Origin of the sequence: Streptomyces sp. NPDC047043, assembly GCF_040644055.1 — a bacterium.
Lineage (GTDB): Bacteria > Actinomycetota > Actinomycetes > Streptomycetales > Streptomycetaceae > Streptomyces.
On record NZ_JBEYVO010000021.1, the window covers coordinates 68,126 to 88,839 of the forward strand.

Consider the following 20,714-nt stretch of genomic DNA (forward strand, 5'->3'; position numbering starts at 1 on the left):
ATTCCGGCACCCCTGCCCCTCCCCCCGCACTGACGACCAACTGCCCTACCGAGCAAGGACATCCATGCCCCTGACCGACACGGCGAGGGCCCTCCCGGCCCGGCAGACCCTGCCCGCCGAAGAGCGCCACGCCACCGAACTCGCCTTTCTCGCCGCCCACGACGACGGCCCCCGCCCGCCCGGCTGGCTCCTGACGCCCCGCTCGGTGATCACGTTCGTCTGCGGCAGCGGCGACGAGGCACTGAAACTGCCCAAGCCGCACGAGACGCTGCCCGGCCAACTGGTCATAGCCCCCAAGTTCGTGGGCGAACGCGCCCTGGTGGAACGGTGTGTGGTCACGCTCGCCGGAGACCGCGGACTGCTGCTGGTCGGTGAACCGGGCACAGCCAAGTCGATGCTCTCCGAGCTGCTGTCGGCTGCCGTCTGCGGCACCAGCGCACTGACCGTGCAGGGCACCGCCGGTACCACGGAGGACGCCCTGCGCTACGGCTGGAACTACGCCCTGCTCCTCGCCCAAGGACCCACACCCCAGGCACTGGTGGACTCGCCCCTACTGTCCGCGATGCGCTCAGGACAGGTGGCCCGGGTGGAGGAGATCACCCGCTGCCTCCCCGAAGTCCAGGACGCCCTGGTGTCGATCCTCTCCGACCGGCGGATGAGCGTGCCCGAGCTGTCCGGCACGCACGACGCGCAGGTCGCCGCCGCCCCCGGGTTCACCGTCATCGCCACCGCCAACCTGCGCGACCGCGGCGTGTCGGAGATGTCCGCCGCACTCAAACGCCGCTTCAACTTCGAGACCGTGCACCCGATCGCGGACGTCGACGCCGAGACCGCGCTCGTCAAACGGCAGGCCACGGCGGCCGTCGAGCGGGCGGGGGCGGCCTTCGCCGTCGACGACGCGGTACTCGACGTCCTGGTGACCGTCTTCCGCGACCTGCGGGCCGGGCGCTCGGCCGAGGGCTGGGACGTGGAGCGCCCGGGCACGGTCATGTCCACCGCGGAGGCGGTGCAGGTCGCCGCCTCCCTCGGAGTGGCCGCCGCCTATCTACCCGGCGGGGACTCCCTCGACCTCGTCCCCGGTCACCTGCTGGGCGTGGTCCGCAAGGACGACCCGGCGGACCACGCTCGGCTGCTGGGCTACTGGGACGGCCCGGTGCGCCGCCGCGCCGAGGACGGGTCGGCGACCTGGCGCCGGCTGTGGGACCTGCGGGAGAACCTTCGGTGACCATCGCTCAGGACCCGAGGGCGGCGCTCGCCGTCCTCGCCGACTCCGTGGTGCCCTACCTGCTGGGCGTACGGCACCACAGCCCCGCGATCGCCGCCGCTGTGCCGACCCTGTTGGACGCGGCGGGCGCCGAGGTGGTGTGCGTGGAGCTGCCGGTCGACTTCCAGCCATGGCTGGCGCATCTCGGTGCGCCCGGCACCGTCGCCCCGGTGGCACTGGCGGGTGCCGGCGACGGCGGGCGGCTCGGCTTTTATCCGTTCGCCGACTTCTCCCCCGAGCTCGCCGCGCTGCGTTGGGCGCGGGAGCGTGGGGTGGAGGTGGTCTGCTGCGATCTGCCGATGGCCGATCCACGGTGGACCATCGCGGGTCCGGCCGCGGCCCCGGCCGGGGACACGGACGCTGCGCTCACCGAGGCACCCCGCCGGCCCGCGCCCACGTCCTTCGCGCAGGCGCTCACTGCGGCGGGGACCGGTCGCGACGGGGACGACATGTGGGACCGCAGTGTGGAAGTCCTCGCCCCGGGGTGTGCCCCCGAGGCGATACGTCGGGCGGCCCTGGGCGTTGGCTGGGCGCTGCGCCGGGACGCCGCAGCGTCGGGCGGCGTGCCTGTGGTGGACCTGGCGCGTGAGGCGCACATGCGGGAGACGATCGCCCTGGCGGCGGCCGGTGGACGGCGGGTCGCAGCGGTCGTCGGCGCCTTCCACGCCCCGGCGTTGACACAGTGGGCGGAGGAGGAGCGGCCGAGGATTACGGGTGGGAGTGCGGAGGTTCATGAGGCGGCACCGGCTGGATCGTCCCTCGCCGGGGAGATCTCACCCGTCGTCACCTCCCTGGTCCCGTACGCGTTCGATCTCCTGGACTCCCGTTCGGGTTATCCGGCCGGCATCCGCGACCCGCGCTGGCAGCAGGCGGTGTTCACCTCCGGGGGCGATCCCGCGTTGCTGCTCGACGCCGCCGCGCGGGCCATCACCGATGTGTGCCGTCAGCTGCGTGCGGCCGGCCACACCGCAGGGACGGGTGAGGCACGCGAGACGCTGCGCGTGGCTGGCGATCTGGCCCGGTTGCGTGGGCTCGCTGCCCCGGGCCGGGGTGAGGTGCTGGAGGCGTTGACAACGGTGCTGGGGCAGGGCGAGCCGCTCGGTCGTGGCCGGGCCCTCGCGCGGGCTCTGGAAGTGGTACTGGTCGGCGCCGACCGCGGGCGGATCGCGCCGGGTACACCGCGCTCCGGTCTGGGCCCGTCCGTCGAGGCCGAGCTCACCGCGCTGCGGCTGCCGGGCCCGGACGATCCCGCGCCGCGCGATCTGCGGCTCGACCCGCTGCGCTCGGTCCTCGACCACCGTCGCGAGATCCTCCTGCAGCGGCTCGCGGTGTGCGGTACCGGCTACGGCGAGCCCCTGGAGGTGGCCGGCACGGGGGACGCGGCCGCGCTCACCACCCGGTGGCGGCTGTCGTGGACGCCGTCCGTCCCGGTACGGCTGGACCTGGCCGGCATCCGGGGCGTGACGGCGGCTCTGGCGGCCGAGGGCACCTTGCGGGAGACCTTCCGCAGGGGGTCGGTGGACGGCGGGCCCACCTGCGCCCTCGTGCTGACGGGCCTTCGGGACGCGGCGCGCTGCGACCTGCCCGCGCTGGTCGCCGAGCGGCTGGCCGACGCCGCCGAGGTGCTGCCCGCCGCCGCCACGCTCCCCGAGATCCTCACCGCGCTCGATCTGTTGGAGGCGCTGCGCCGGGGCCATCTGCCCGGCTGCACGCCCGAGGGCCGTCAGACGGCGGCCACGCTCGCCGCCGACCTTCTGGAGGCGGCCGTACGGTCCCTGCCGGGCCTGGCGGGCAGCGATGATCCGGAGGAGGCCGCGGCGCTCGTCGCCCTGGCCTCGCGCGCCGGTGAACATCGCCTGGGACTGCGCATGGACAGGGCCCTGGGCGAGCTCGCAGATACCGCGTCCCCGCTCGTCCAGGGGGCCGCTGTGGCCGCCCGGGTCCTGCTCGACCTCGATGGCGCCGACACCCTCGGCGCCCGCGCCGCCGGCTGGATCGACAGCGCGACCGGCCCCGACGCGCGGCACGCACTGGCCCGCAGGCTCACCGGACTGCTGGTCGGGGCCGCCCCCTTGCTGCAGTCGACGCCGACCGCGCTCGACCCGCTCCTCGACCGGATCGACACGCTGACCGACCAGGGCTTCCTTGACCGGCTGCCCGCCCTGCGCGGCGGCTTCGACACGCTCAGCCCGGCCGGCCGCGACCGGCTGCTGCACACGGTGACCGAACATCTGGGGGACCGTCTCGACCTCGCCCTCGGCGCCTCGCCGCGCCTCCTGGCCCTGTGGGCGGCCGCGGACACGGCGGGCCGTACGGCGGTCGAGTCCCTGCGGTTGCCCCTCGGCACACACCTGTCCCGGCCCGTGCACTGTCCGGCCGCAGAAGCCGAGTCCGCCGTCGAACACCCCCCACCGGACGCCTCTGCCGGCGTACTTCGGCTCTCTCCCGCCGACCGCTGGCGGCTTCTTCTCGGCCGGGAGAGCGACAGACTGCCATCGGACGCCCGCCGTTACGCGGACGCGCTCGACGAGCTGTACGGCACCGGCCGCGGCGAGGGCTCCTCGGATCTCGGCCGCGAGGGCGGCCGTGGCGGCGGCCAGGACGCCTCCTTCCCCACCGCCCGCGAGTGGGCCGAGGAGCTGCAGGCCCTGTTCGGCGCGGAGGTCCGCGAGGAGGTCCTGGCACGCGCCGCCGACCGGGGCCGCAGCGACGTTCTGGCCGAGCTCGACCCCACGTCGGTACGCCCCTCGGTCGACCTGCTGACCTCCGTGCTGTCGCTGGCAGGCGGCATGCCCGAACAGCAACTGGCCCGGCTGCGGCCGCTGGTGCGCAGGCTGATCGACGAACTGGCCAAGGAGTTGGCCACCCGGATGCGCCCGGCGCTGACCGGTCTGGCCACCCCGCGTCCGACCCGCCGTCCAGGGGGCCGGATCGACCTGCCGCGCACCCTGCGGGCCAACCTGGCCCACACCCGTAGAACGGCCGACGGCCGCACCCTGATCGTCCCGGAGCGACCGGTTTTCAGCACCCGTTCCCGCAAGGAGGCGGACTGGCGGCTGATCCTGGTGGTCGACGTGTCCGGGTCGATGGAGGCCTCCGTCATCTGGTCGGCGCTGACGGCCGCGGTGCTGGGCGGCGTGCCCGCGCTCAGCACGCACTTCCTGGCGTTCTCGACGGACGTGATCGACCTGACGGACCGGGTGGACGACCCGCTGTCCCTGCTCCTGGAGGTGCGGGTCGGCGGCGGCACCCACATCGCGGCCGGATTGGCCCACGCCCGTCGCCTGGTGACCGTGCCCAGCCGAACCCTCGTCGTGGTGGTGAGCGACTTCGAGGAGGGGTATCCGCTCGGCGGACTCCTTGGCGAGGTACGGGCCCTCGCGGGCTCCGGGGTGCATCTGATGGGCTGCGCCGCGCTCGACGACACGGGCACCCCTCGTTACTCCGTGCCCATCGCCCAGCAACTCGTCGCGGCCGGAATGCCGGTCGCCGCCCTCAGCCCCCTCGCCCTCGCCCGCTGGGTGGGCGACCGCCTGCGCGGAGAGTCCCGATGAACCCCGAACTGCCCCCGGTGGCACCCGAGGTGGTCGCCGCCGCCGTGGAGGGCCTGACCTCACGGCTGCGCAAGAAGCTGGACGCCGCCGTCGAGACGTACGCGGCCACGCCCGTCGCCGTCGAGGGCGCCGTACGGCGTGTGCGGTGCGGCGAGGACGCCGAGGTCATCCTCACTCCCGGTCCTTCCGGCGCGGTCACCGACGCCGAACAGGCGGTCTGCAACTGTCTGCTGGCGCCCCGGTGTCTGCACCGCGCCGCCGTCCTGGGCGCCTGCCCGGTGGCCGACCCCGACACGGTCGGCGACATGGCCACCATCGCCGAGCGGTCCGGTGGTCCAGCCGGCACCGGGCCGGTGAAAGAGGCGGACGGCAGCCGGGTTGTTGTCCACGATGTCGTGCCCGCGCCGGGTCTCGACGAAGCCGCAGTGCAGGCCACTCCGCCGGCAGCTCCCACCGAAGGGCAGGTGGACGCGGCGACCTCGCTGTGGGAGGCCGCGGCCGCGGCACTGGCCGCCGGGGTGCCCGCCGCGGGTGCGGTGGCGCAGGCCGAGTTGCTGCGGGCGGCGCACACGGCCCGGCTCGCCGGGCTCCACCGCGCCGAGGCGGCCGCCCTGCGCGTGGTGCGCGGACTGCGCGGCGCCCGCGCCCGCCATGCCGGCCACCGGCTGACCGACCTGGTCGCCAGTCTGCGCGAACTCCTGCTCATCGCCGGTCTGTTGGCGGCGGCCGACCCGGACCCGGTCCTGATCGGCACCGCTCGCCGCAGCTACCGGCCGGAAGGCAGTCTGCGGGTGCATGGCGTGTGCAGGGAGCCGGTGATCTCGGCCACCGGTTATGCCGGTGTGGTCACCCATCTCGCCTCGGACGACGGACGCTGGTTCACCTTCGCCGACGTCAAGCCCGGCGGGCCCGCCCGCGCGCGGGGAGCCGCCACCGCCCCCGTCGCGCTCGGTTCGGGCACCCTCGACCACGCCCAGCTCTCCCGTGGCGGCCTGCTGATCTCCGGTGCGACGCTGTCACCGGACGGCCGTCTGGGCGCCGGCAAGGGCGTCCGGGCGACCCCGGTCACCGGCCTGTCCTGGACGTCCGGCCCGCTGGCCGCCCTGTGCACGCGACCGCTCGCCGAGGCGGTGACGGCCCGGCTCGGGGGTGCTGCGGTGGCCGACGCGGAGAGGGCCGGGCAGACGGTCGGCGAACTGATCGGCTGCGATCTGGTCATCATCGGCGCGATGGATGACCACTTGCTCGCACGGGAGTTGATCCACGGCCAGACGGACGCGGACGGCCTCCTCATCCGGCTCGTGCCGTCCAACAGCCACCCCGGCCTCGCCCACACCGCGAATTTCCGACGGCTGGCGTCCCGGCCCGGGCTGCGGCTGCGCGTCGTCGGCCGCCTGGACCCCGACCGAGCCGCCACACTGCGACCGCTCGCAGTCGGCCCGGTGCCCGACGACAGCACATCGACCCTGCGCCTGCCGGGCGAGTGGATGGGCCGCGCCGATCTCGGCTACGACCGGCTCGAAGGCGCCCACCTGCCACCGGCCCCAGCACTGCCGACGGCAGCCGGGCTGCCTCGAATCCCGCCCGACCCCGTGGCCGAGGCACCGCTGTGGCGGCTGCGGACCCTGGTCGAGGTCGCCGTTTCCGGCGGTCGCAGAGCGGCCGTCCAGCCTGCACGCGACGGTGAACGGGCCGGGGGTGCCGCGGCGTTGCGGCGCGCCGGGTTCGGGACCGCGGCGGACCTGGCGGACGCGCTCGTCGCCCAGGCGGATCGCCGTAGCCGCGATGTCTTCGGCCGCACGGATGAGGCAGACCCGGAGGGCTACGCGCGCGCCTGGCTCGCCGCGGCCGTGTACCTGGTCGGCACCGAACGGGCACTGGTCAGGGCCACGTGGCAGTCGCCCGACGCCACGTGATCACACGACCGCATCCTCGTCGGTGGAAAGAGCGCTCAGCGATCGAGTGGCTCACCTCGGGAGATGCGCGGCAGAGTTGACTCACACAGCGCGCCAGAAGGCTGCCCGGCCGCCGTCGCGCCCAACTCGCGCTCTGTGCACATCCTCCGCAGCGAGGCGGCCAGGGCCTGCGCACCGCGATCCGTGTCATGCCTGGCCGGTCGGACAGCAACGTGTCGCATCCGACCGGCCAGAACCATTCCATCGACCGAGGCCGTCCGCACCTGCTCAGGGCAGCGCGCGTACGGAGCTTCAGCCGGTGTAGGCGGCGAAGATCTTCCCGAACTCGTAGGGAGACTGCGGAATGTTGGTGCACTGGTACAGCGCGCCCGTACAGGCGTTTCGGTCCCGGGTGGCCTCCCAGAAGGCGAGCTCCCCCAGATGCCTGCCCTGGGCGAAGGAGACCAACTGGCGGGCGTCGGCCTGGTCGTAGACGTGGCCGTCGTCGTTCTGGCCGAGCATCGGCGTCACTCCGACCATCGCCCAGACCTGGGCATCCGTCTTGCCCGGATACAGCGACTTCAGCTGGGTGAAGGTGCTCTGGGCGGCTTGGACGGCCGCGTCGCCGTAATCGACGCTGCGGTAGTAGTCCATGGCCATCACGTTCACCACGTCCAGGTCGACCCCGGCGTCGCGCGCCGCCTTGACCACGTTCAGGCCGTCCGAGGTCAGCCCCTCCGGAAGGACGGGCAGCGTCAGCGAGATCCGCAGGCCCGGGTGGTTCTGCTGCAGGCGCGCCAAGGCCTGGGAGCGGCGGGTGACGGATGCCGGGTCCGCGGTAGCCGCGCCCTCGATGTCGAAATCGACGTACTTCAGGCTGTAGGCGGTCACCACTGCGTTGTATTCGGCATACAGCGCGTCCACCGAGTTGCATGCCTGGGCCAGTTCGATGCCGCTGGCGCCGCCGAAGGAGACCTTGACGTCTCCCCCGCCGGCCCGGATGGCGTCGATCTGGTCCTTGGCCCAACCGTCGCGTGGGTCATAGGCGTTGAACCACATGGCCCTGCAGCCGGAGGCGGTGATAAAAGCCATCGTGTAGCTCTTCACCCCGCTCGCCGAAGCCATCCCCGGCATGCTCGGTGTGGGCCATGCTCCCATGTCGATGTACGGCGCGGTGGACAGACCGCCGCTCGGCTGCTGACCGCCTGCGGAGGTCGTGCCGGTGACAGCCGTGGAGTAGCCGGACACGTTGCCCGCGGCGTCGCGGGCCCGCACGCGGAAGGAGTAACTCGTGCCGGCCTGCAGCCCGGTGGCCGTGTACGAGGTGCCGGTGACGCTCACGGGCGTGCCGCCGTCACGCGAGATCTCGTAACCGGCGACGGAGCCCGAGTCGTCGGTCGAGGCGCCCCAGCGCACGGTCAGGGCTGAGCTGGTCGCGGAGCCGACAGTCACTCCGGTCGGGGTGCTGGGAGGCGTGGTGTCGGTGCTCGAACCACCCGTGCAGGACGTGCCGTTGAGCTTGCAGCCGGTGGGCGTACCGGTGCCGTTGGACACCCAGCCGAAGGACGCGGACGCACCCGGCGCCAGTGTGCCGTTGTACTCACGGTTCTTGAAGGTGTAGTGGTTGCCGCTCTGGGTGAGCAGTGCGTCCCAGTACGAGCCGACGGTGGTGCCGGAGGGAAGGTCGAACTCGACGCTCCAGCCCGACAGGGCGGTACTGCCCGCGTTCGTGATGGTGTACGCGCCCTGGTAACCCCCCTCCCACGTGGACGTCTTGGAGAACGCGGCGGTCGGTGTGGCCGCGGCGGCGGGTGGAGCCAGGACCAGCAGAAGCAGCCCGGCGAACAGGGTGAGAAGTACCGACGGTCTTCGCATGTGCTGCCTCCACTGGGGGGTGGGCGCCGGTCGGCGCGTGAAGCCGCAGGGTTGGTCCATACCAATCCTCTGGCATGTACATACCGATCAACGGGCCGACCGTCAAGACATACCGGGCGCAGCACGGGCCACGCCGAGCCGGCGACCTCGCTGTCCGCCCGCTAGGTCGCCCTCCGGGCGATGACACTGGGGCACCAACACGTGCCTGGTGGACGGAGTTGCGAACGGGGCCGCCGGCAAGCCCACCCCCGCGAGGGCGCAGCGGGCTACTCGGGCCGCGCCACGGTGGACTTCCGGTCGAAACGGGTCGCCGACTGCAGCTACGACCTCGGCGACATCCTCCGCTCTCCCCCGCCATGAGTTCCTGCAGGGTCCGGGCGTGTTCCGAGCCGATTCAGATTCATACACATGTACGATATATGCCATCAACAGGCCCTGCCGTGAGGACAGTTCGGCAGGGCCTCTCGACCTCACCATGGGGAGATCACATGCGTATACGCGCTGCGGCCACTGTCGTTTCAAGCGCCGTCGTACTCTCGGCGCTCGCTGTTCCGCGAGGCGCCGCCCAGGCAGCGGAGCACCCGGGGGCGTCGACGGGTCTCAGAGCCTTCGCCTCGAAGAGCGTCCAGCCGAAGGACTCGCTGGGCGGCACCACCTTCACGGACGGAGTCGTCAACGGCGGCAAGGACATCGTCCTCGGCGTGACGGGCAAGAAGGCCGTCACGGTCACGTTCACCGCCTTCGACGAGGAAGGCGTCGCCGTCACCCAGGCCTTCCTGTGGCAGGGCACCGACAGTTCGAGCACGGACACCATCACCGGCGCCCTGGCGTCGGACGACGACCCCACCTGCACGGAAACGACGGTGCAGGGCGGCTACAGCTACAGCTGCAAGACGGTCTTCACCATCGACCCCGCGGTCGCCTTCAAGGACGGCAACGGCACCGCGGGGACCTGGAAACTCTTCCTCGGCGCCTACGACCTGTATGCGAACGCCAGTTACAACGACGACGTCGCCAGAACCAAGATCAAGCGCGCCGCCAAGCTGACCGCCAACGCCTCCCCGGAACCGGTGAAGAAGGGCAAGACCATCACGGTCACCGGCAAGCTGAGCCGCGCGAACTGGACCACGGGCAAGTACGCGGGCTATGCGACCCAGCCTGTGCAGCTGCAGTTCCGCAAGAAGGGCAGCAGCACCTACACCACCCTCAAGACGGTGAAGACCAGCAGCACCGGCACCCTGAGCACCACCACCAAGGCCGTCTCCGACGGTTACTACCGCTTCGTCTTCGCCGGCACCGCCACCACCGGCTCGGCAACGGCGCCCGGCGACTTCGTCGACGTCCGGTAGGCAGGTGCCCGACCCAGACCGACTGGTTCCGGGCATCCTTGGAGCGGATGCCCGGACTGGGTGAAGAAGCTCACTGGTCACCGCCGAGGACACCTGGGCCAGGGTCAGTTCTGGTCCGGGCGGGCGTCCGCGAACTGCCGGGGCGGCGTGAACCGTGCCATTCACCGGGCAGCTTGGCGACGTCTCGCGATCGCGGGGTGCCGGGTCGTCTCGCACGGCACCGGCCGGGTGCCGCTCAGCGGGCAGCGGCGCGCGCCGAGGCGGTCCAGGACCGCCGGTCAGCCCTGCACATGCCACAAGTGCCGGCACGTACACCTGACCATGGCACACGCCGCGCGGCTTGCTGGAGGTCGGGAACCTCGTCCAACCGGGCCAGCAGCCAAGGCAGTTCGTCCTGGGCAGCATCAGGCTCATCGCAGAGCTGGCTAAGGACGAGCGGAATCGGAGCAGATACGTCGGCAGGCACTGACTTCCGTAGGTATCACTGGACTCGACACCCATGTGATCCTGGAAGCCCGTGCCTGCCCCGCATTCGGACCATTACCAACACACATCGGGGCCACCCGCTCAACCCGCGACCACGCCGAAGTCCTGGCCTGTAGCCCCACCCAGTGGCCGTCAGGCGCAGATCAGGGCCTTGACCGCCTGGAACGCCTCGTACTCCTCCTTCTGGTCCACCGGCAACTGATAGAACCCAGCCGCGATCTTCGGCACGGACGGTATGACGAGCAACCGGAACTTCTCACCGTCCCTCGTCGAGACCTGGAAGCGCCCCTGGAGATCCCGCTTCTTTACGGCACCCCGGTTCGCGTCGGTAATCGTCACCGGCGTGCCTGCGATGATCGTGCCGTCACGCTCGTCCACGGGGACGACCACCAACTCGGTGCTGCCCGGCTTGAAGCCGACCGCGTAGTTGTAAATCGTAGTGCTGCGGTAGACGATGAAGTTCTTCTGCTTCATGTCCGAGGCGTAGACCTTGGTGTAACTCGCGCCGTCCGGCACGGCCGTGTCGAAAGCCGTGTGGATCGCAGCCTTGATTTCTTCCTTGCTCGCCATCAGGGGCTCCTTGCAATACGGAACGACAGTACGAAGGGCACGCGGTGCATGGCATTGCGCCTCGGGAATGCGCGCAGCGGATCGAGGGCGATCCCGGGCCCGCGTCAAAGTCTCCGGCAACGGATGAAAGGCCCCGGGATGACGGGCCGATCGGCGAAGGGCAAGGTGATCCCCCGTACCCTCTCGTACGCGCACCCGCGCCAGCTACGAGGGGGGTACCGTAGCGCAGGCTCTCGACATGGGTAAAACGGCACCCTGAGGACGCCAACTTACGTAGCGCGGCCAGGGCGAAGGACCGGAAGATGCATCTGTTCGCCGCGCTGGAGCACACCACCCGGCCTGGCCCGCGCACGACAGCTACCGGTGTACTCAACGCCTGACCGGCGCACCCCCTTGCGCCGCGCGTTGTCCCGTTGCGGGATCGTCAATCGGTTCGGGTGCGGAGGCTCCGCGCCAGGGTAGGGATCATTACCGTCGCAGCGACGAGGTGTAGCCCGAGGAGGGCGGTGGTAGTGGCGGTGTTTGCCCCGGAGACGAGGGGCGGGACCAACGAGATCGCGGTCAGCGACACTGCCGTCCACACGAATCGCTTGGCGGGGCGAGGGCTCCAACGAAGAAGAGCGACAGCAATGACGATGCCCACGACCGAGAAAAAGCCGGTCACCGCGGCGAACCCGGACAACGGGATCGTCTCGCCACCGTCGGGGACCTCGAAGTCGACGCCAACGGCCTGGGCAAGCGCGGCGGCGAGGGTGGTGGTCAGCATCGCTGCGAGCGTGGCAATGAAGCCGGTGCGGGCGAGCCTGCGGAATCGGTGGGTGTGGCTGGTCTGACCCGATGCCGGGCTTGCGACAACCCCGGTGTCATTCATGCTGTTCATGCCGTTCCTCCATCGTTCGGCAACTGGCCTACGGGGTGTATTGACTGGCATGCGGTGGTCCTGGCCCTGGGGGTGACGATGCGCTCCCACGCCGTGCGACGGCCGGGGTTCCGCACGGCGCGGACGGCTAATGCCGCGGAGCCAGAAGCCGGCCCCGTGTCCGAGGACCGGCCCGGGCTCGCCGTCGTGCAGCTGCAGCTGCATCCGCCCGCGGGTGACAACGCCCAACGCGTCGCACCACTCGGCCGCGACCACCGTGACACGCGCGCCACCGCGCAGCGCGAGCGTCCACACCCGGGGCTACTCCGTGCCGTCGGCCGGCAGGCGCTCCGGTAGCCCGAGCCGCGGGAACCGGTCGTCGTGGAAGGTGACGATCTCGGTGATGGCCCCGCCGGTGACGCGCAGGACGTCGATCGTCAGCGGCAGGTACGCACCCTCCTGGTCCTGCCAGAGGTAGAAGGCGACGGCGGGCTGCCGGTTCACGGAGGTGAGGACGGCGCGCAGGCCCTTCATGCCCTCGAAGCCGTCCTCGACCCAGTCGTTCACCACCGCGTCGCGGCCGACGTACAGGCCCGGCGTGGGCGGCATCGAGCAGCGGACGTCGTCGCGCAGCATCGAAGCGAGCGCCGGGATGTCCGTGGCCACGCTGGCGTCGGTGAAGCGGCGCACCAGCTCGCGCGTCCCGGCGTCCTGTTGGCCGCCGGTCCAGTCCTGCCGCTCGGCGGGCAGGTGCTCCCGCATGCCGGCACGGGCCCGCTGCAGCGCGCTGTTCACGGAGTTGACGGAGTCCCCGAGGGCCTCCGCGACGTCCTTCGCCGGCCAGCCGAGCACATCCCGCAGGATGAGCACGGCGCGCGGGCGCGGCGCGAGGTGCTGGACTGCGACCAGGTATGCCAGCTCGATCGTCTCCCGCGCGACGGCGACGGTCTCCGGCTCGTCCGCGTCGTCCGCGGGCAGCTCGTCGAGCAGCCGGTCCGGGTAGGGCTGCAGCCACTGCACTTCGCCGCCGGTCGCAGGCTCCGGGCGGCACTTGGCGAGCAGGTCCAGGCAAGCGTTGGTGGCGATCCGGTACAGCCAGGCCCGGAATGTCGACCGCCCCTCGAAGGTCTCCCGCCGCCGCCAGGCACGGAGGAAGGTCTCCTGCACGGTGTCCTCGGCGTCCTCGAACGACCCGAGCATCCGGTAGCAGTGCACGTGCAGCTCCCGCCGGTGCCGCTCCGCCAGCCCCGAGAACGTCGGCTCGTCGACCTCGCCCAGCCCGATCACGCCCAGCTCCTCCAGCCGCGTGTCCGTATTCATTACGTCATCCTTCCGCCTCGTCGTGTCCCGTCGTAGGTGTGACGGGTGCGGGCGCGAAAACTCATCACCAGGGTCGGTCGGCATGGCTGAGCGTTTCTCATCCTTGGTAGGTCGGGTTTCCGACGTAGTGGAGAACGAGGATGGCCTGCAGCATTGCGGTCGTCCGGGAGGGGGCTGCAGCGCAGCTTGGCAACCCCGACCTGGAATTCAGCGGCCGGGCGAGAAGGTGTCGCCGTTGCGCAGGTGGCCAGAGCGAGCAGGGTCTGCCAGCCGGGTCGAGTCGGCGCCAGCAGGATCGTCGCTGTCTACGCCCGCCGAACGCCTCGGCCGGGCCCCGGGCGCCGCCGAATTTGTCGATCATGCCGAGCGCGGCCAGCACGCGCCGGTCAGCGTGCGGGAGGTCGGCCAGGGCGTAGTGGACGGTGTTGCTGTCGGCGGTGAAGACGTCCTCGGCGGCCGGCGTCGCGGCGCCGGTGCCATACCGGCCGATCTCGGGCAGGTAGCCGTCGAAGACGAGGGAGTCATCTTGGAGTTGTCGGACCCAGGTCACGAGGATCTGGGTGACAGCGGCGTGTGCGGCCGGGTCGGCAGCGGCGACGCGGAGCCGCAGGTGGTTCTCCTCCAGTAGCCCGCGATCAGGCCTGTGACCCACCAGCCGCCCAGAGATCCCTTGGAGGATCTCAGGGCAAACACGTCCGCTGCTTGACCTGCGGTGACGTACAGCTGGGAACGACAGCTGGGAGGCCAAACAAGGCCGGTTGCCCCGAACGCCACCAGGCCGGACTGCGCTTACGGGGCGCCGTCATCTGGATCCGCCGCCTCCGACCAGTCACATGACCAGAACTCAGAACAGGCCTTAACTGATCGTTTCAGTATGAGTTGAGTGCAGGAGCGGCGTCAGGACTCTTCTGCGGTCCGGTGCGGGCGGCGGCGAGCATGCGCTGGTTGTCGCTGCGCATCCGCTGTGCGGCCAGGCGGGTGACGGCCGTGGCCGTGCTCAGGGCCGAGGCCTGGACGGCGGCTGCGCGGGCCGCCTCACACATCTGTTCGGCCCTCTGCCGCATCAGGGTCTGACGGCTTCGGTCCGGATCCATATGCTCATCGTCCCTGATCGAGGCGGTAGCCGGTGACGAGCTCGGCGGAGATGCGAATGATGTGGTCCATGTCCCTGTCGATCCAGGGGATGAGAAGGTGCCGGTAGCGGGCTGCCTCCGCCGGCGCGGTGATCCGGGTGGCCGGGCCGGTGACCATCACGCTCCAGCCGGTACGCGTGCGGGGATCGATCTGGTCGGCCTCGTAGACCACGACCTGGCCGACGCTCGTGTTGTGCAGCAGCGCCGATCCGCCGTGGGTGCGAATGACGACGCCATCGCCGTCGACCAGGTGGTTGACCGGGCGAATCACCGGCAGCGCCCGCTGGGTGAAGCCGATGCGGCCCATGGGAACGCCGGCCAGCAGGGCCAGGCACTCCTCGCGGCCCAGCTCGATCATCCGCGCCGCGGAGATGACACGGGACTCGCTCTTCACGGCACCTCCCCGAAGCTGCCGGCAGGGTGGCACGTTGCCGGACAGTCGACGGTCTCTCTGTCGAACTGGTGGGCGCTAGGGCCGTTGGGCCCTGCGCCCGGCCCGCCCGGCCCCCGGCCCGTTCGTGCAGGGCGCGCACCCGGATCCGCGCATCGGGCAAGCCGCCACACCCCGTACCGGGTCAGGGATACCGGCTCTCCTGTCAGGCCGGCGAGTGACCGGGCAGCGTAGGGAGTGCCAGCGGGATGGCCGCGGGCTGATGGCTGCTCCGTGGCCGTCTTGAGGTGTCGGGCTCATGGCGTGGCGTGTCAGCCGGTGAGGTCGGCCTTGCCGAACAGGACGGCGTAGCCGGAGGGGAGCCGACTGAGGATCTGGTTGAGCTCGCCGCCGCTGACCGCGTCGGCGAGGGTGCTCAGGACTGGGCGATCCTGCGGTGGAACTCTTCGATGCCGAAGCTCTCGGCCTGCTGCGGCTTGGCGCTGGTCAGCATCGACCCGAGCGGTCCGGGCAGCTGGGAGGCGAGGTCGTCGACCTCGCCGGGGCTGATCCGCTGGGCCAGCACGCGCAGGACGGCTTCGGTGATGTGGGCGGCTTCCTCCTGGCTGCCGTACTCGCCGAGCTCGCGTACGCGGGCAAGGAACTCATGGTGCTGCATCGCTCGTCACATCCGCTTGCTTCAGGCCTCGACGGGTATCTGCGCGAAGCCTTTGTCCGGGTACCCACGTGGTCGGCGGAATGCGCCTGTGGCGGCACGGGCGCCGCATCAAGGCAGAACCACTGGCCAGCGTGTTCTAGCTGGCGTATGGGCGTGCGTGCACTGCGGTTCGGCATCGGTGTGGCGGTGTCGGCGATGGCCCCTGGCAGGCGGCGGCCAGGTCGCCAACAGCACCTCCTCAGGCCTCGGGCAGCGGGAGTGCCACTCGTCGTCCCTGTCCGAACTCCTCGGCCTCGCCGTCGCTGACGACCGCGAACGTCCCCGCAGGGACTCCAGGCAGTGTGGCTAGGCGGGACGCGACCGCCAGGAGGTCGTCTTCACCTGCTCCGGTGACGAAGAAGAGGTAGGCGTCCTCGTCCTGCTCTGCGTCGTCGAAGACCTCGATGTCGCCTTGGCCTTCGAGGTCGGAAAGGAAGTCCTCGATCTCCTCGATCCAGGGATATGGGTAGGCGTCGTCCGGCAGGTGCGGTGCCGGCGACAACGGCACGTGGATCTCAACAACTATCGTGGGCACAGCCCCATCCTCGTCCCAGAGCCTTGGCCCGGCTCAGCCAGAGGGTGCCCGGTCGGCACCCTGGTGAGATTGCCCGGGGCTTCCTGTCTCTCGCAGGCGTGACGAGCGTTCAAGGGCGCATTGCCGTCAAAAGCGGCGCCTGCGCCGCCTGTTACGCCTGGCGCCGGTGGGGAAGGTCGGCGTGGTGGCTGCCCAGCAGTTGTGCTGCCTGGTGCTGGGTGTGCTCGGCGGCCGTCTGGGCCTCCGCCACGACGTCACCTCGTTCCCGCACCAGGTCCTCATAGATCGGGGAGTGATCGGCTTCGCCGGGGATGCGTGCCACGGCATGATCCTTTTCGTTGTCGTGATCTTTTCCGTTCGGCGCAACGCGCCCAGCAGTCGTGCGGAAAACCCGCGCGATCACGCATTGCGGGATTGCGTGTCTGGCTGTTCACGCCGGAGTCCCGCGTCGGGCTGTAGGGCTGTCAGGCCCGGTTGAGCCGGACTGCGATCCCGTGGCCGATCGCCAAATAGATGACGGCCGGGAGGCCGTAATTGAGGACAACGCGTAGGCCTTCCGTGTCCATTGTGAAAATGTCCTGTGCCCATCCGGACAGCCAGTCCGCCGTTCCCTGCACGAATTCAACGAACGGATTCGCCCGGTTCGCGTCGAGCAGGTGGAGCACGATCCACAGCCCCAGGAAACCGGCCGCCACGTCGGCGATCGTGCAGATCGCAAGGGCTGCCCGTCGTCCGGTGTGCTGGCTGCGCGCGCGGCGGTGGGGCGCTGAAGGCTCTTCGTAGGTCTGGTATCCGGAAACCGGGTCGGTGCTGTTCACGAGGTATTCCGATCTGTGCATGTTCTGTCGGCAGGTCACCCCGAAGCCGATATCCGACCTCGGCCAGCGGCCCGATTCTCCTTACGTCAGCGCCCAATGAGGACTGCCGTGTTACACCCTTCATCTGCTGCACCCAAATATGGCGTCCTATTCGGGCACGTGCCGAAATCTTCCTCCACAAGGTTCATTTCGGATGCCCTGGAAGAAGCGGTCACGCATGGTTTTTGTGTGGGCTGGGTCGTGGAATGGCCGGGGGGATGCGGCGGGGTCGGCGTACGGTGGCTGCACCGGCAGGGCGGAGGCGGGTGGTGACGGTGGAGTGGCGGGAGTTTGCCGAGCAGATGGCGCGGCTCGCGCGGGATCTGCTGGCTCAGGATTCTCTTCAGGCGACGCTGGATGAGATCGCTGCGTCCGCGGTGAGGCTGGTGGAGGGCTGTGACGCGGCCGGGATCCTGGCGGTGCGCAAGGGCCGGGCCGTGACCCTGGCCGCCTGCGGGAGCGCGGTGCAGGAGTGCGACCGTCTGCAGGGTGAGCTGGGCGAGGGACCCTGTTTCGATCTGGCCCGGCACAAGGACGGCGAGCGCGTCTACCGCATCGCGGACCTGAGCCGGCCCCGGCCGGCCTGGCAGCGGTTCGCCGAGGCGGCCCGCCCGCTGGGCATCGGCAGCATGACCGGGCTGCTGCTCTACACCGACAACGACGACTTCGGCGCGCTGAACCTCTACGCCCGCCGGCCCGGCGCCTTCGGGAAGGACGTCGAGACCGCCGGCTGGCTGCTGGCCTCCCACGCGGCTGTCGCCCTGGCCGACGCCCGCACCATCGACCAGCTCGAGCACGCCATGGAGACCCGCCACGCGATCGGCGAGGCCATGGGCATCCTCATGGAACGCCACGGGCTGAGCGCAGACGAGGCCTTCAGCGTGCTGCGCCGCATCTCCCAGCACCACAACATCAAACTGCGCGACGTCGCCCAGCGCGTCCGGACCGAACCCGCCAACCCGGCCTGACCTGGATGGTTTCTCGCTGCGGATGCGGGCGTGTTCCTTGCGCTGGGCGGCGAGCACGTCGGGGGGCTTCTATCTGTTTCCGCGCGCTTCCTGTCGTGACAGGCCCGCGATTCGGGGCTGCTCAGCGAGGCGAACGAGGCGAGGAACGGGCCCGTTCGAGCATCTTGTTGCCGCCGCGGGGCGGTCCGTCGCCCCGGATGGAGGTGCCGGAACGATGTGTGGTGGGGTCAGTCCCGCGTAGGAGGCCAGGTGGGCGGCGGTAGGAATCGGCTGGGAGGAGGAAGTTGACCAAGACGTTCCTGATCAGAGGATCCCGTTGTCGAGCCAGGCTGCCATCTGCACCGTGACGCACTACGACTGTTGCCGCGGGCGCCTTCGCGCCTGGTCACCTTGGCGGGCTGACTGAGCACATACCGTTCGAGCTCGTCGATGATGTGCTCCACGAGACCAGGACCGTTCAGGCCCGTGTGCGTACGCTTCCGTCCCGGGTCGGCATCTCCTTTGTCCTAGCCCTGCGCCTGTTCCCGGCACTGGGGTACCGACGTGTCTGGGACAAGCTCGTGGCCGGCCTGTCAGGCATCGACCTGCGCACTGCGTGCCACGAAGACGATGATCAGCGGTAGCCACGGCACCCAGCGGCCAGATGCCGTCGTTCCAGTGGCTGAAGCCGGCGCCGTCGATCCGGTCATGTCACCCTCAGGCACGACCACCATCACCCTATGTGTAGCGTGCAAGCCGCGCCACACATGCCCTGAGCGCGCTCGAACCGGACAGAAGCGGGGTTCCATGCCGAAACGTCATGTGGTGGTGGTCGGGGCGGGAATCGGCGGCCTCACGGCCGCCGTGGCACTGCACCGCCGCGGCTGGCGCGTCACCGTCTGCGAACGCGCCCCCGAACCTCCCACGACCGGCGCCGGCATCGGCCTCGCTCCCAACGCCCTGCGTGCTCTCGACGCCATCGGTGTCGACGCCGCCCGGGCGGCCGGCAGTGCCGTACCCGTGACGATGGGCCTGCGCCGCTCCGACGGCCGGTGGCTCACCCGGGCCGAGACCGCGGACATGGCGGCCCGCTACGGCATGCCTCCGATCGCGGTCCCGCGTCCGGCCTTCACCGCCGCCCTGGCCGCCGATCTGCCGCCGGAGGCTCTTCTCTACGGCACTGAAGTGACCGGTGTCGACGACGCCATGAGCCGCCCGACCGTCCGTACGACAGTCGGCCCGGACCTTCCCGCCGATCTGGTCGTCGCCGCCGACGGCATCCGCAGCCCGCTGCGCCGCGTGTGCTTCCCCGACCACCCCGGTCTGCACTACATCGGCGAGACGGCCTGGCGAGCCATCGTGGACGCCCCTGACCTGCGGATACCGGCCATGAGCGAGACCTGGGGAAGGGGCGAGCGGTTCGGCGTGACCCCGCTGTGCGACGGTCGGCTGTATCTCTACGCCACCGCGGTCGTCCCGGCCGGCACCCGGTCGGCCGACTCCCGCGCCGAACTTCGCCACCGCTTCGGCTCGTGGCACGACCCGATTCCAGCCCTGCTGGACCGCGTCCACCGCCTCGACCGGGCCGACGTCCTCCAGAACGACCTCTACGACCTGGCCGCCCCGCTCCCCCGCCTGCACCACGGCCGAATCGTCTGGCTCGGCGACGCCGCCCACGCCATGGCTCCCAACCTCGGCCAGGGCGGCTGCCAGGCCATCGAGGACGCGGTGGTCCTCGCCCACCTGCTTCCCCACGGAGACAGCGCGGACAGCACGGACTCCGTCCCGGCCGCCCTCGTCGCGTACACCGCCGCCCGCCGCGACCGTACCGACGCCGTCCGCGTCCGCGCCCGCCGGATCGGCCGCCTGGGAGCCCTCCGTAACCCGCTCGCGGTGGCGGCCCGCGACTTCACGGTCCGTGCCACCCCCACCCACCTGGCCCTGCGCGGCATGGACGACCTCTTCAACGGCTTCCGCCTGCCCGGGTAGCCGGGACCGGCGAGCTTCTGTCGTCGAAGCAGTGGGCCTCCACCTTGCGATGTGCACACCGGACGGTGCGGGCCCCGACGGCCCGGCGGGCGACAGAGGTCCGAGCAGACAGGAGCGGGCACTTGCCCGATGCTCGACTCGGCCGAAACGCCGTTCCCGGCCGGGCGCGGCCGTAAGACCGAGCAGTCGGACCGGAGCACCAGGGCCTGCCCGGCGGATCAGGTGCAGAGCCATCACGCGCTGTCGTGCCTGCCCTCCTCCGATGCAACCGTCCACAAGCTGCCCGCAATTCGAGCACATTCGAAATGCTTCTCCCCCACCCGGCGCACGGGCGAACATCATCGGCGGGGTGGCCGCGAAGCACTGCGGCGACCCCAGAAACCGCACCACTCGACCCAACGGGGGAAATATGAAACTGGTCCGTAATCACCGCACCCGTCGCGCCGCAACCGCGGGCGTCACCCTTCTGATGGCGGCCGTCCTCGGGACCGCCGGAGCCACCGCCTCCAACGCCCAGACCGCGGCACCGCAGACACAGCAGATCGCCTCGTCCGTCCTCGGCAGCGACTACAAGATCACGCTCACCGCGCTGCGGTCGTCCGAGGACGAGTACGCCGCTTCGGTGCAGCTGAAGGTCTACACGCACGACAGCGGTACCTGGAAGGAGTCCGACCGGGTCACGGTGGGCGATGTCGACGGATGGTTCTGGTACCCGCTGACCGGCAGCCACGCCGTCTGCGAGTTCACGACCGCGAGCACGGAGCCCGCGCCCCTCGACATCAGCCTGCTGATCACCCCGTCCATCGGCTGCTCCGAGCCGGTGCACTACGTCGTGAAGCAGGGCAGGGTGTACGCCGGCTGAAACGGGCTACGGCCGTCCCCATCAGCCAGGTCGTCAATTGGATCGGGGATCCTCCGAAGCAGTCGTCGATACCGCATTCGGAAACCGTTTGCGCTGTTGAGTCGGTCTCTTTCGCCTCTCCGTTTCTGATG

Annotated in this window: 17 protein-coding genes and 3 pseudogenes; 8 read left to right on the top strand and 12 right to left on the bottom strand. The window is 70.7% G+C overall.

All coding sequences use genetic code 11. The annotated features are described in order from the left end of the window. Positions 1-64 precede the first annotated feature (64 nt). From ABZ880_RS30515 to ABZ880_RS30525, 3 genes are read left to right on the top strand one after another with little or no spacing between them, the layout of a single operon-like run. Positions 65-1,225, top strand: a complete 1,161-nt coding sequence (locus ABZ880_RS30515) for an AAA family ATPase (RefSeq protein WP_361269122.1) — start codon at positions 65-67, stop codon at positions 1,223-1,225. Then, positions 1,222-4,818, top strand: a complete 3,597-nt coding sequence (locus ABZ880_RS30520) for a DUF5682 family protein (RefSeq protein ID WP_361269124.1) — start codon at positions 1,222-1,224, stop codon at positions 4,816-4,818. Before ABZ880_RS30515 ends, ABZ880_RS30520 begins: the two co-directional genes overlap by 4 nt. Beyond that, a complete protein-coding gene (locus ABZ880_RS30525; protein ID WP_361269126.1) occupies positions 4,815-6,734 on the top strand; it encodes a hypothetical protein in 1,920 nt (639 codons plus the stop codon). Before ABZ880_RS30520 ends, ABZ880_RS30525 begins: the two co-directional genes overlap by 4 nt. A gap of 291 nt (positions 6,735-7,025) precedes the next feature. Here ABZ880_RS30525 and ABZ880_RS30530 read toward each other — a convergent pair whose 3' ends face one another. Further along, positions 7,026-8,588, bottom strand: a complete 1,563-nt coding sequence (locus ABZ880_RS30530) for a cellulose binding domain-containing protein (RefSeq protein WP_361269128.1) — start codon at positions 8,586-8,588, stop codon at positions 7,026-7,028. A gap of 488 nt (positions 8,589-9,076) precedes the next feature. Between ABZ880_RS30530 and ABZ880_RS30535 the strand changes: the two genes are divergently transcribed. Further along, on the top strand, positions 9,077-9,937 hold the full coding sequence (locus tag ABZ880_RS30535; protein ID WP_361269130.1) for a hypothetical protein: 861 nt from the start codon (positions 9,077-9,079) through the stop codon (positions 9,935-9,937). A 618-nt stretch (positions 9,938-10,555) separates the two neighbouring features. Here ABZ880_RS30535 and ABZ880_RS30540 read toward each other — a convergent pair. From ABZ880_RS30540 to ABZ880_RS30585, 10 genes and pseudogenes are all read right to left on the bottom strand, one after another. Next, complete coding sequence (locus tag ABZ880_RS30540) at positions 10,556-10,993, bottom strand: hypothetical protein (RefSeq protein WP_361269133.1); 438 nt, start codon at positions 10,991-10,993, stop codon at positions 10,556-10,558. Positions 10,994-11,417: 424 nt separating this feature from the next. Next, positions 11,418-11,873: a DUF6069 family protein gene (locus ABZ880_RS30545; protein ID WP_361269136.1), complete on the bottom strand. Its 456-nt coding sequence runs from the start codon at positions 11,871-11,873 to the stop codon at positions 11,418-11,420. Positions 11,874-12,173: 300 nt separating this feature from the next. Beyond that, complete coding sequence (locus ABZ880_RS30550) at positions 12,174-13,172, bottom strand: RNA polymerase subunit sigma-70 (RefSeq protein WP_361269139.1); 999 nt, start codon at positions 13,170-13,172, stop codon at positions 12,174-12,176. A gap of 97 nt (positions 13,173-13,269) precedes the next feature. Beyond that, positions 13,270-13,824: a thiopeptide-type bacteriocin biosynthesis protein gene (locus ABZ880_RS30555; RefSeq protein WP_361269142.1), complete on the bottom strand. Its 555-nt coding sequence runs from the start codon at positions 13,822-13,824 to the stop codon at positions 13,270-13,272. A 217-nt stretch (positions 13,825-14,041) separates the two neighbouring features. Beyond that, positions 14,042-14,266, bottom strand: a complete 225-nt coding sequence (locus tag ABZ880_RS30560) for a hypothetical protein (RefSeq protein ID WP_361269145.1) — start codon at positions 14,264-14,266, stop codon at positions 14,042-14,044. Between the two features lie 4 nt (positions 14,267-14,270). Beyond that, the gene (locus tag ABZ880_RS30565; RefSeq protein WP_361269148.1) at positions 14,271-14,699 is read right to left on the bottom strand and encodes a pyridoxamine 5'-phosphate oxidase family protein; all 429 of its coding nucleotides are present in this window, start codon (positions 14,697-14,699) and stop codon (positions 14,271-14,273) included. Positions 14,700-15,007: 308 nt separating this feature from the next. Beyond that, positions 15,008-15,354, bottom strand: a pseudogene (locus ABZ880_RS30570) (DUF2267 domain-containing protein). A 238-nt stretch (positions 15,355-15,592) separates the two neighbouring features. Further along, the gene (locus tag ABZ880_RS30575; RefSeq protein WP_361269150.1) at positions 15,593-15,928 is read right to left on the bottom strand and encodes a hypothetical protein; all 336 of its coding nucleotides are present in this window, start codon (positions 15,926-15,928) and stop codon (positions 15,593-15,595) included. 151 nt (positions 15,929-16,079) lie between these two features. Next, a complete protein-coding gene (locus ABZ880_RS30580; RefSeq protein ID WP_361269153.1) occupies positions 16,080-16,250 on the bottom strand; it encodes a hypothetical protein in 171 nt (56 codons plus the stop codon). Positions 16,251-16,392: 142 nt separating this feature from the next. Continuing rightward, positions 16,393-16,746, bottom strand: coding sequence for a hypothetical protein (locus tag ABZ880_RS30585; RefSeq protein ID WP_361269156.1), 354 nt, complete (start codon positions 16,744-16,746; stop codon positions 16,393-16,395). A 314-nt stretch (positions 16,747-17,060) separates the two neighbouring features. Between ABZ880_RS30585 and ABZ880_RS30590 the strand changes: the two genes are divergently transcribed. Then, the gene (locus ABZ880_RS30590; protein WP_361269487.1) at positions 17,061-17,753 is read left to right on the top strand and encodes a GAF and ANTAR domain-containing protein; all 693 of its coding nucleotides are present in this window, start codon (positions 17,061-17,063) and stop codon (positions 17,751-17,753) included. Between the two features lie 80 nt (positions 17,754-17,833). Here ABZ880_RS30590 and ABZ880_RS30595 read toward each other — a convergent pair. Beyond that, positions 17,834-18,014 (bottom strand): annotated as a pseudogene (locus ABZ880_RS30595) (transposase); the annotation flags it as partial. 95 nt (positions 18,015-18,109) lie between these two features. Between ABZ880_RS30595 and ABZ880_RS30600 the strand changes: the two are divergent. From ABZ880_RS30600 to ABZ880_RS30610, 3 genes and pseudogenes are all read left to right on the top strand, one after another. Then, positions 18,110-18,334: pseudogene (locus tag ABZ880_RS30600) on the top strand (transposase domain-containing protein); the annotation flags it as partial. A 205-nt stretch (positions 18,335-18,539) separates the two neighbouring features. Further along, positions 18,540-19,721 (top strand): FAD-dependent oxidoreductase, encoded by a 1,182-nt coding sequence (locus tag ABZ880_RS30605; RefSeq protein WP_361269159.1) that lies wholly within the window; start codon positions 18,540-18,542, stop codon positions 19,719-19,721. A gap of 409 nt (positions 19,722-20,130) precedes the next feature. Continuing rightward, positions 20,131-20,583 carry a hypothetical protein gene (locus ABZ880_RS30610; protein WP_361269162.1) on the top strand — a complete coding sequence of 151 codons (453 nt, stop codon included), beginning with the start codon at positions 20,131-20,133 and terminating at the stop codon, positions 20,581-20,583. Positions 20,584-20,714 lie beyond the last annotated feature (131 nt).

Excerpts from the sequence above, each read along its gene's own strand:
- ABZ880_RS30560 (WP_361269145.1), bottom strand. The coding sequence starts at position 14,266 with ATGGATCCGGACCGAAGCCGTCAGACCCTGATGCGGCAGAGGGCCGAA.
- ABZ880_RS30605 (WP_361269159.1), top strand. The coding sequence starts at position 18,540 with ATGCCGAAACGTCATGTGGTGGTGGTCGGGGCGGGAATCGGCGGCCTC.
- ABZ880_RS30610 (WP_361269162.1), top strand. The coding sequence starts at position 20,131 with ATGAAACTGGTCCGTAATCACCGCACCCGTCGCGCCGCAACCGCGGGC.
- ABZ880_RS30515 (WP_361269122.1), top strand. The coding sequence starts at position 65 with ATGCCCCTGACCGACACGGCGAGGGCCCTCCCGGCCCGGCAGACCCTG.
- ABZ880_RS30535 (WP_361269130.1), top strand. The coding sequence starts at position 9,077 with ATGCGTATACGCGCTGCGGCCACTGTCGTTTCAAGCGCCGTCGTACTC.
- ABZ880_RS30540 (WP_361269133.1), bottom strand. The coding sequence starts at position 10,993 with ATGGCGAGCAAGGAAGAAATCAAGGCTGCGATCCACACGGCTTTCGAC.
- ABZ880_RS30530 (WP_361269128.1), bottom strand. The coding sequence starts at position 8,588 with ATGCGAAGACCGTCGGTACTTCTCACCCTGTTCGCCGGGCTGCTTCTG.
- ABZ880_RS30550 (WP_361269139.1), bottom strand. The coding sequence starts at position 13,172 with ATGAATACGGACACGCGGCTGGAGGAGCTGGGCGTGATCGGGCTGGGC.
- ABZ880_RS30525 (WP_361269126.1), top strand. The coding sequence starts at position 4,815 with ATGAACCCCGAACTGCCCCCGGTGGCACCCGAGGTGGTCGCCGCCGCC.
- ABZ880_RS30545 (WP_361269136.1), bottom strand. The coding sequence starts at position 11,873 with ATGAACAGCATGAATGACACCGGGGTTGTCGCAAGCCCGGCATCGGGT.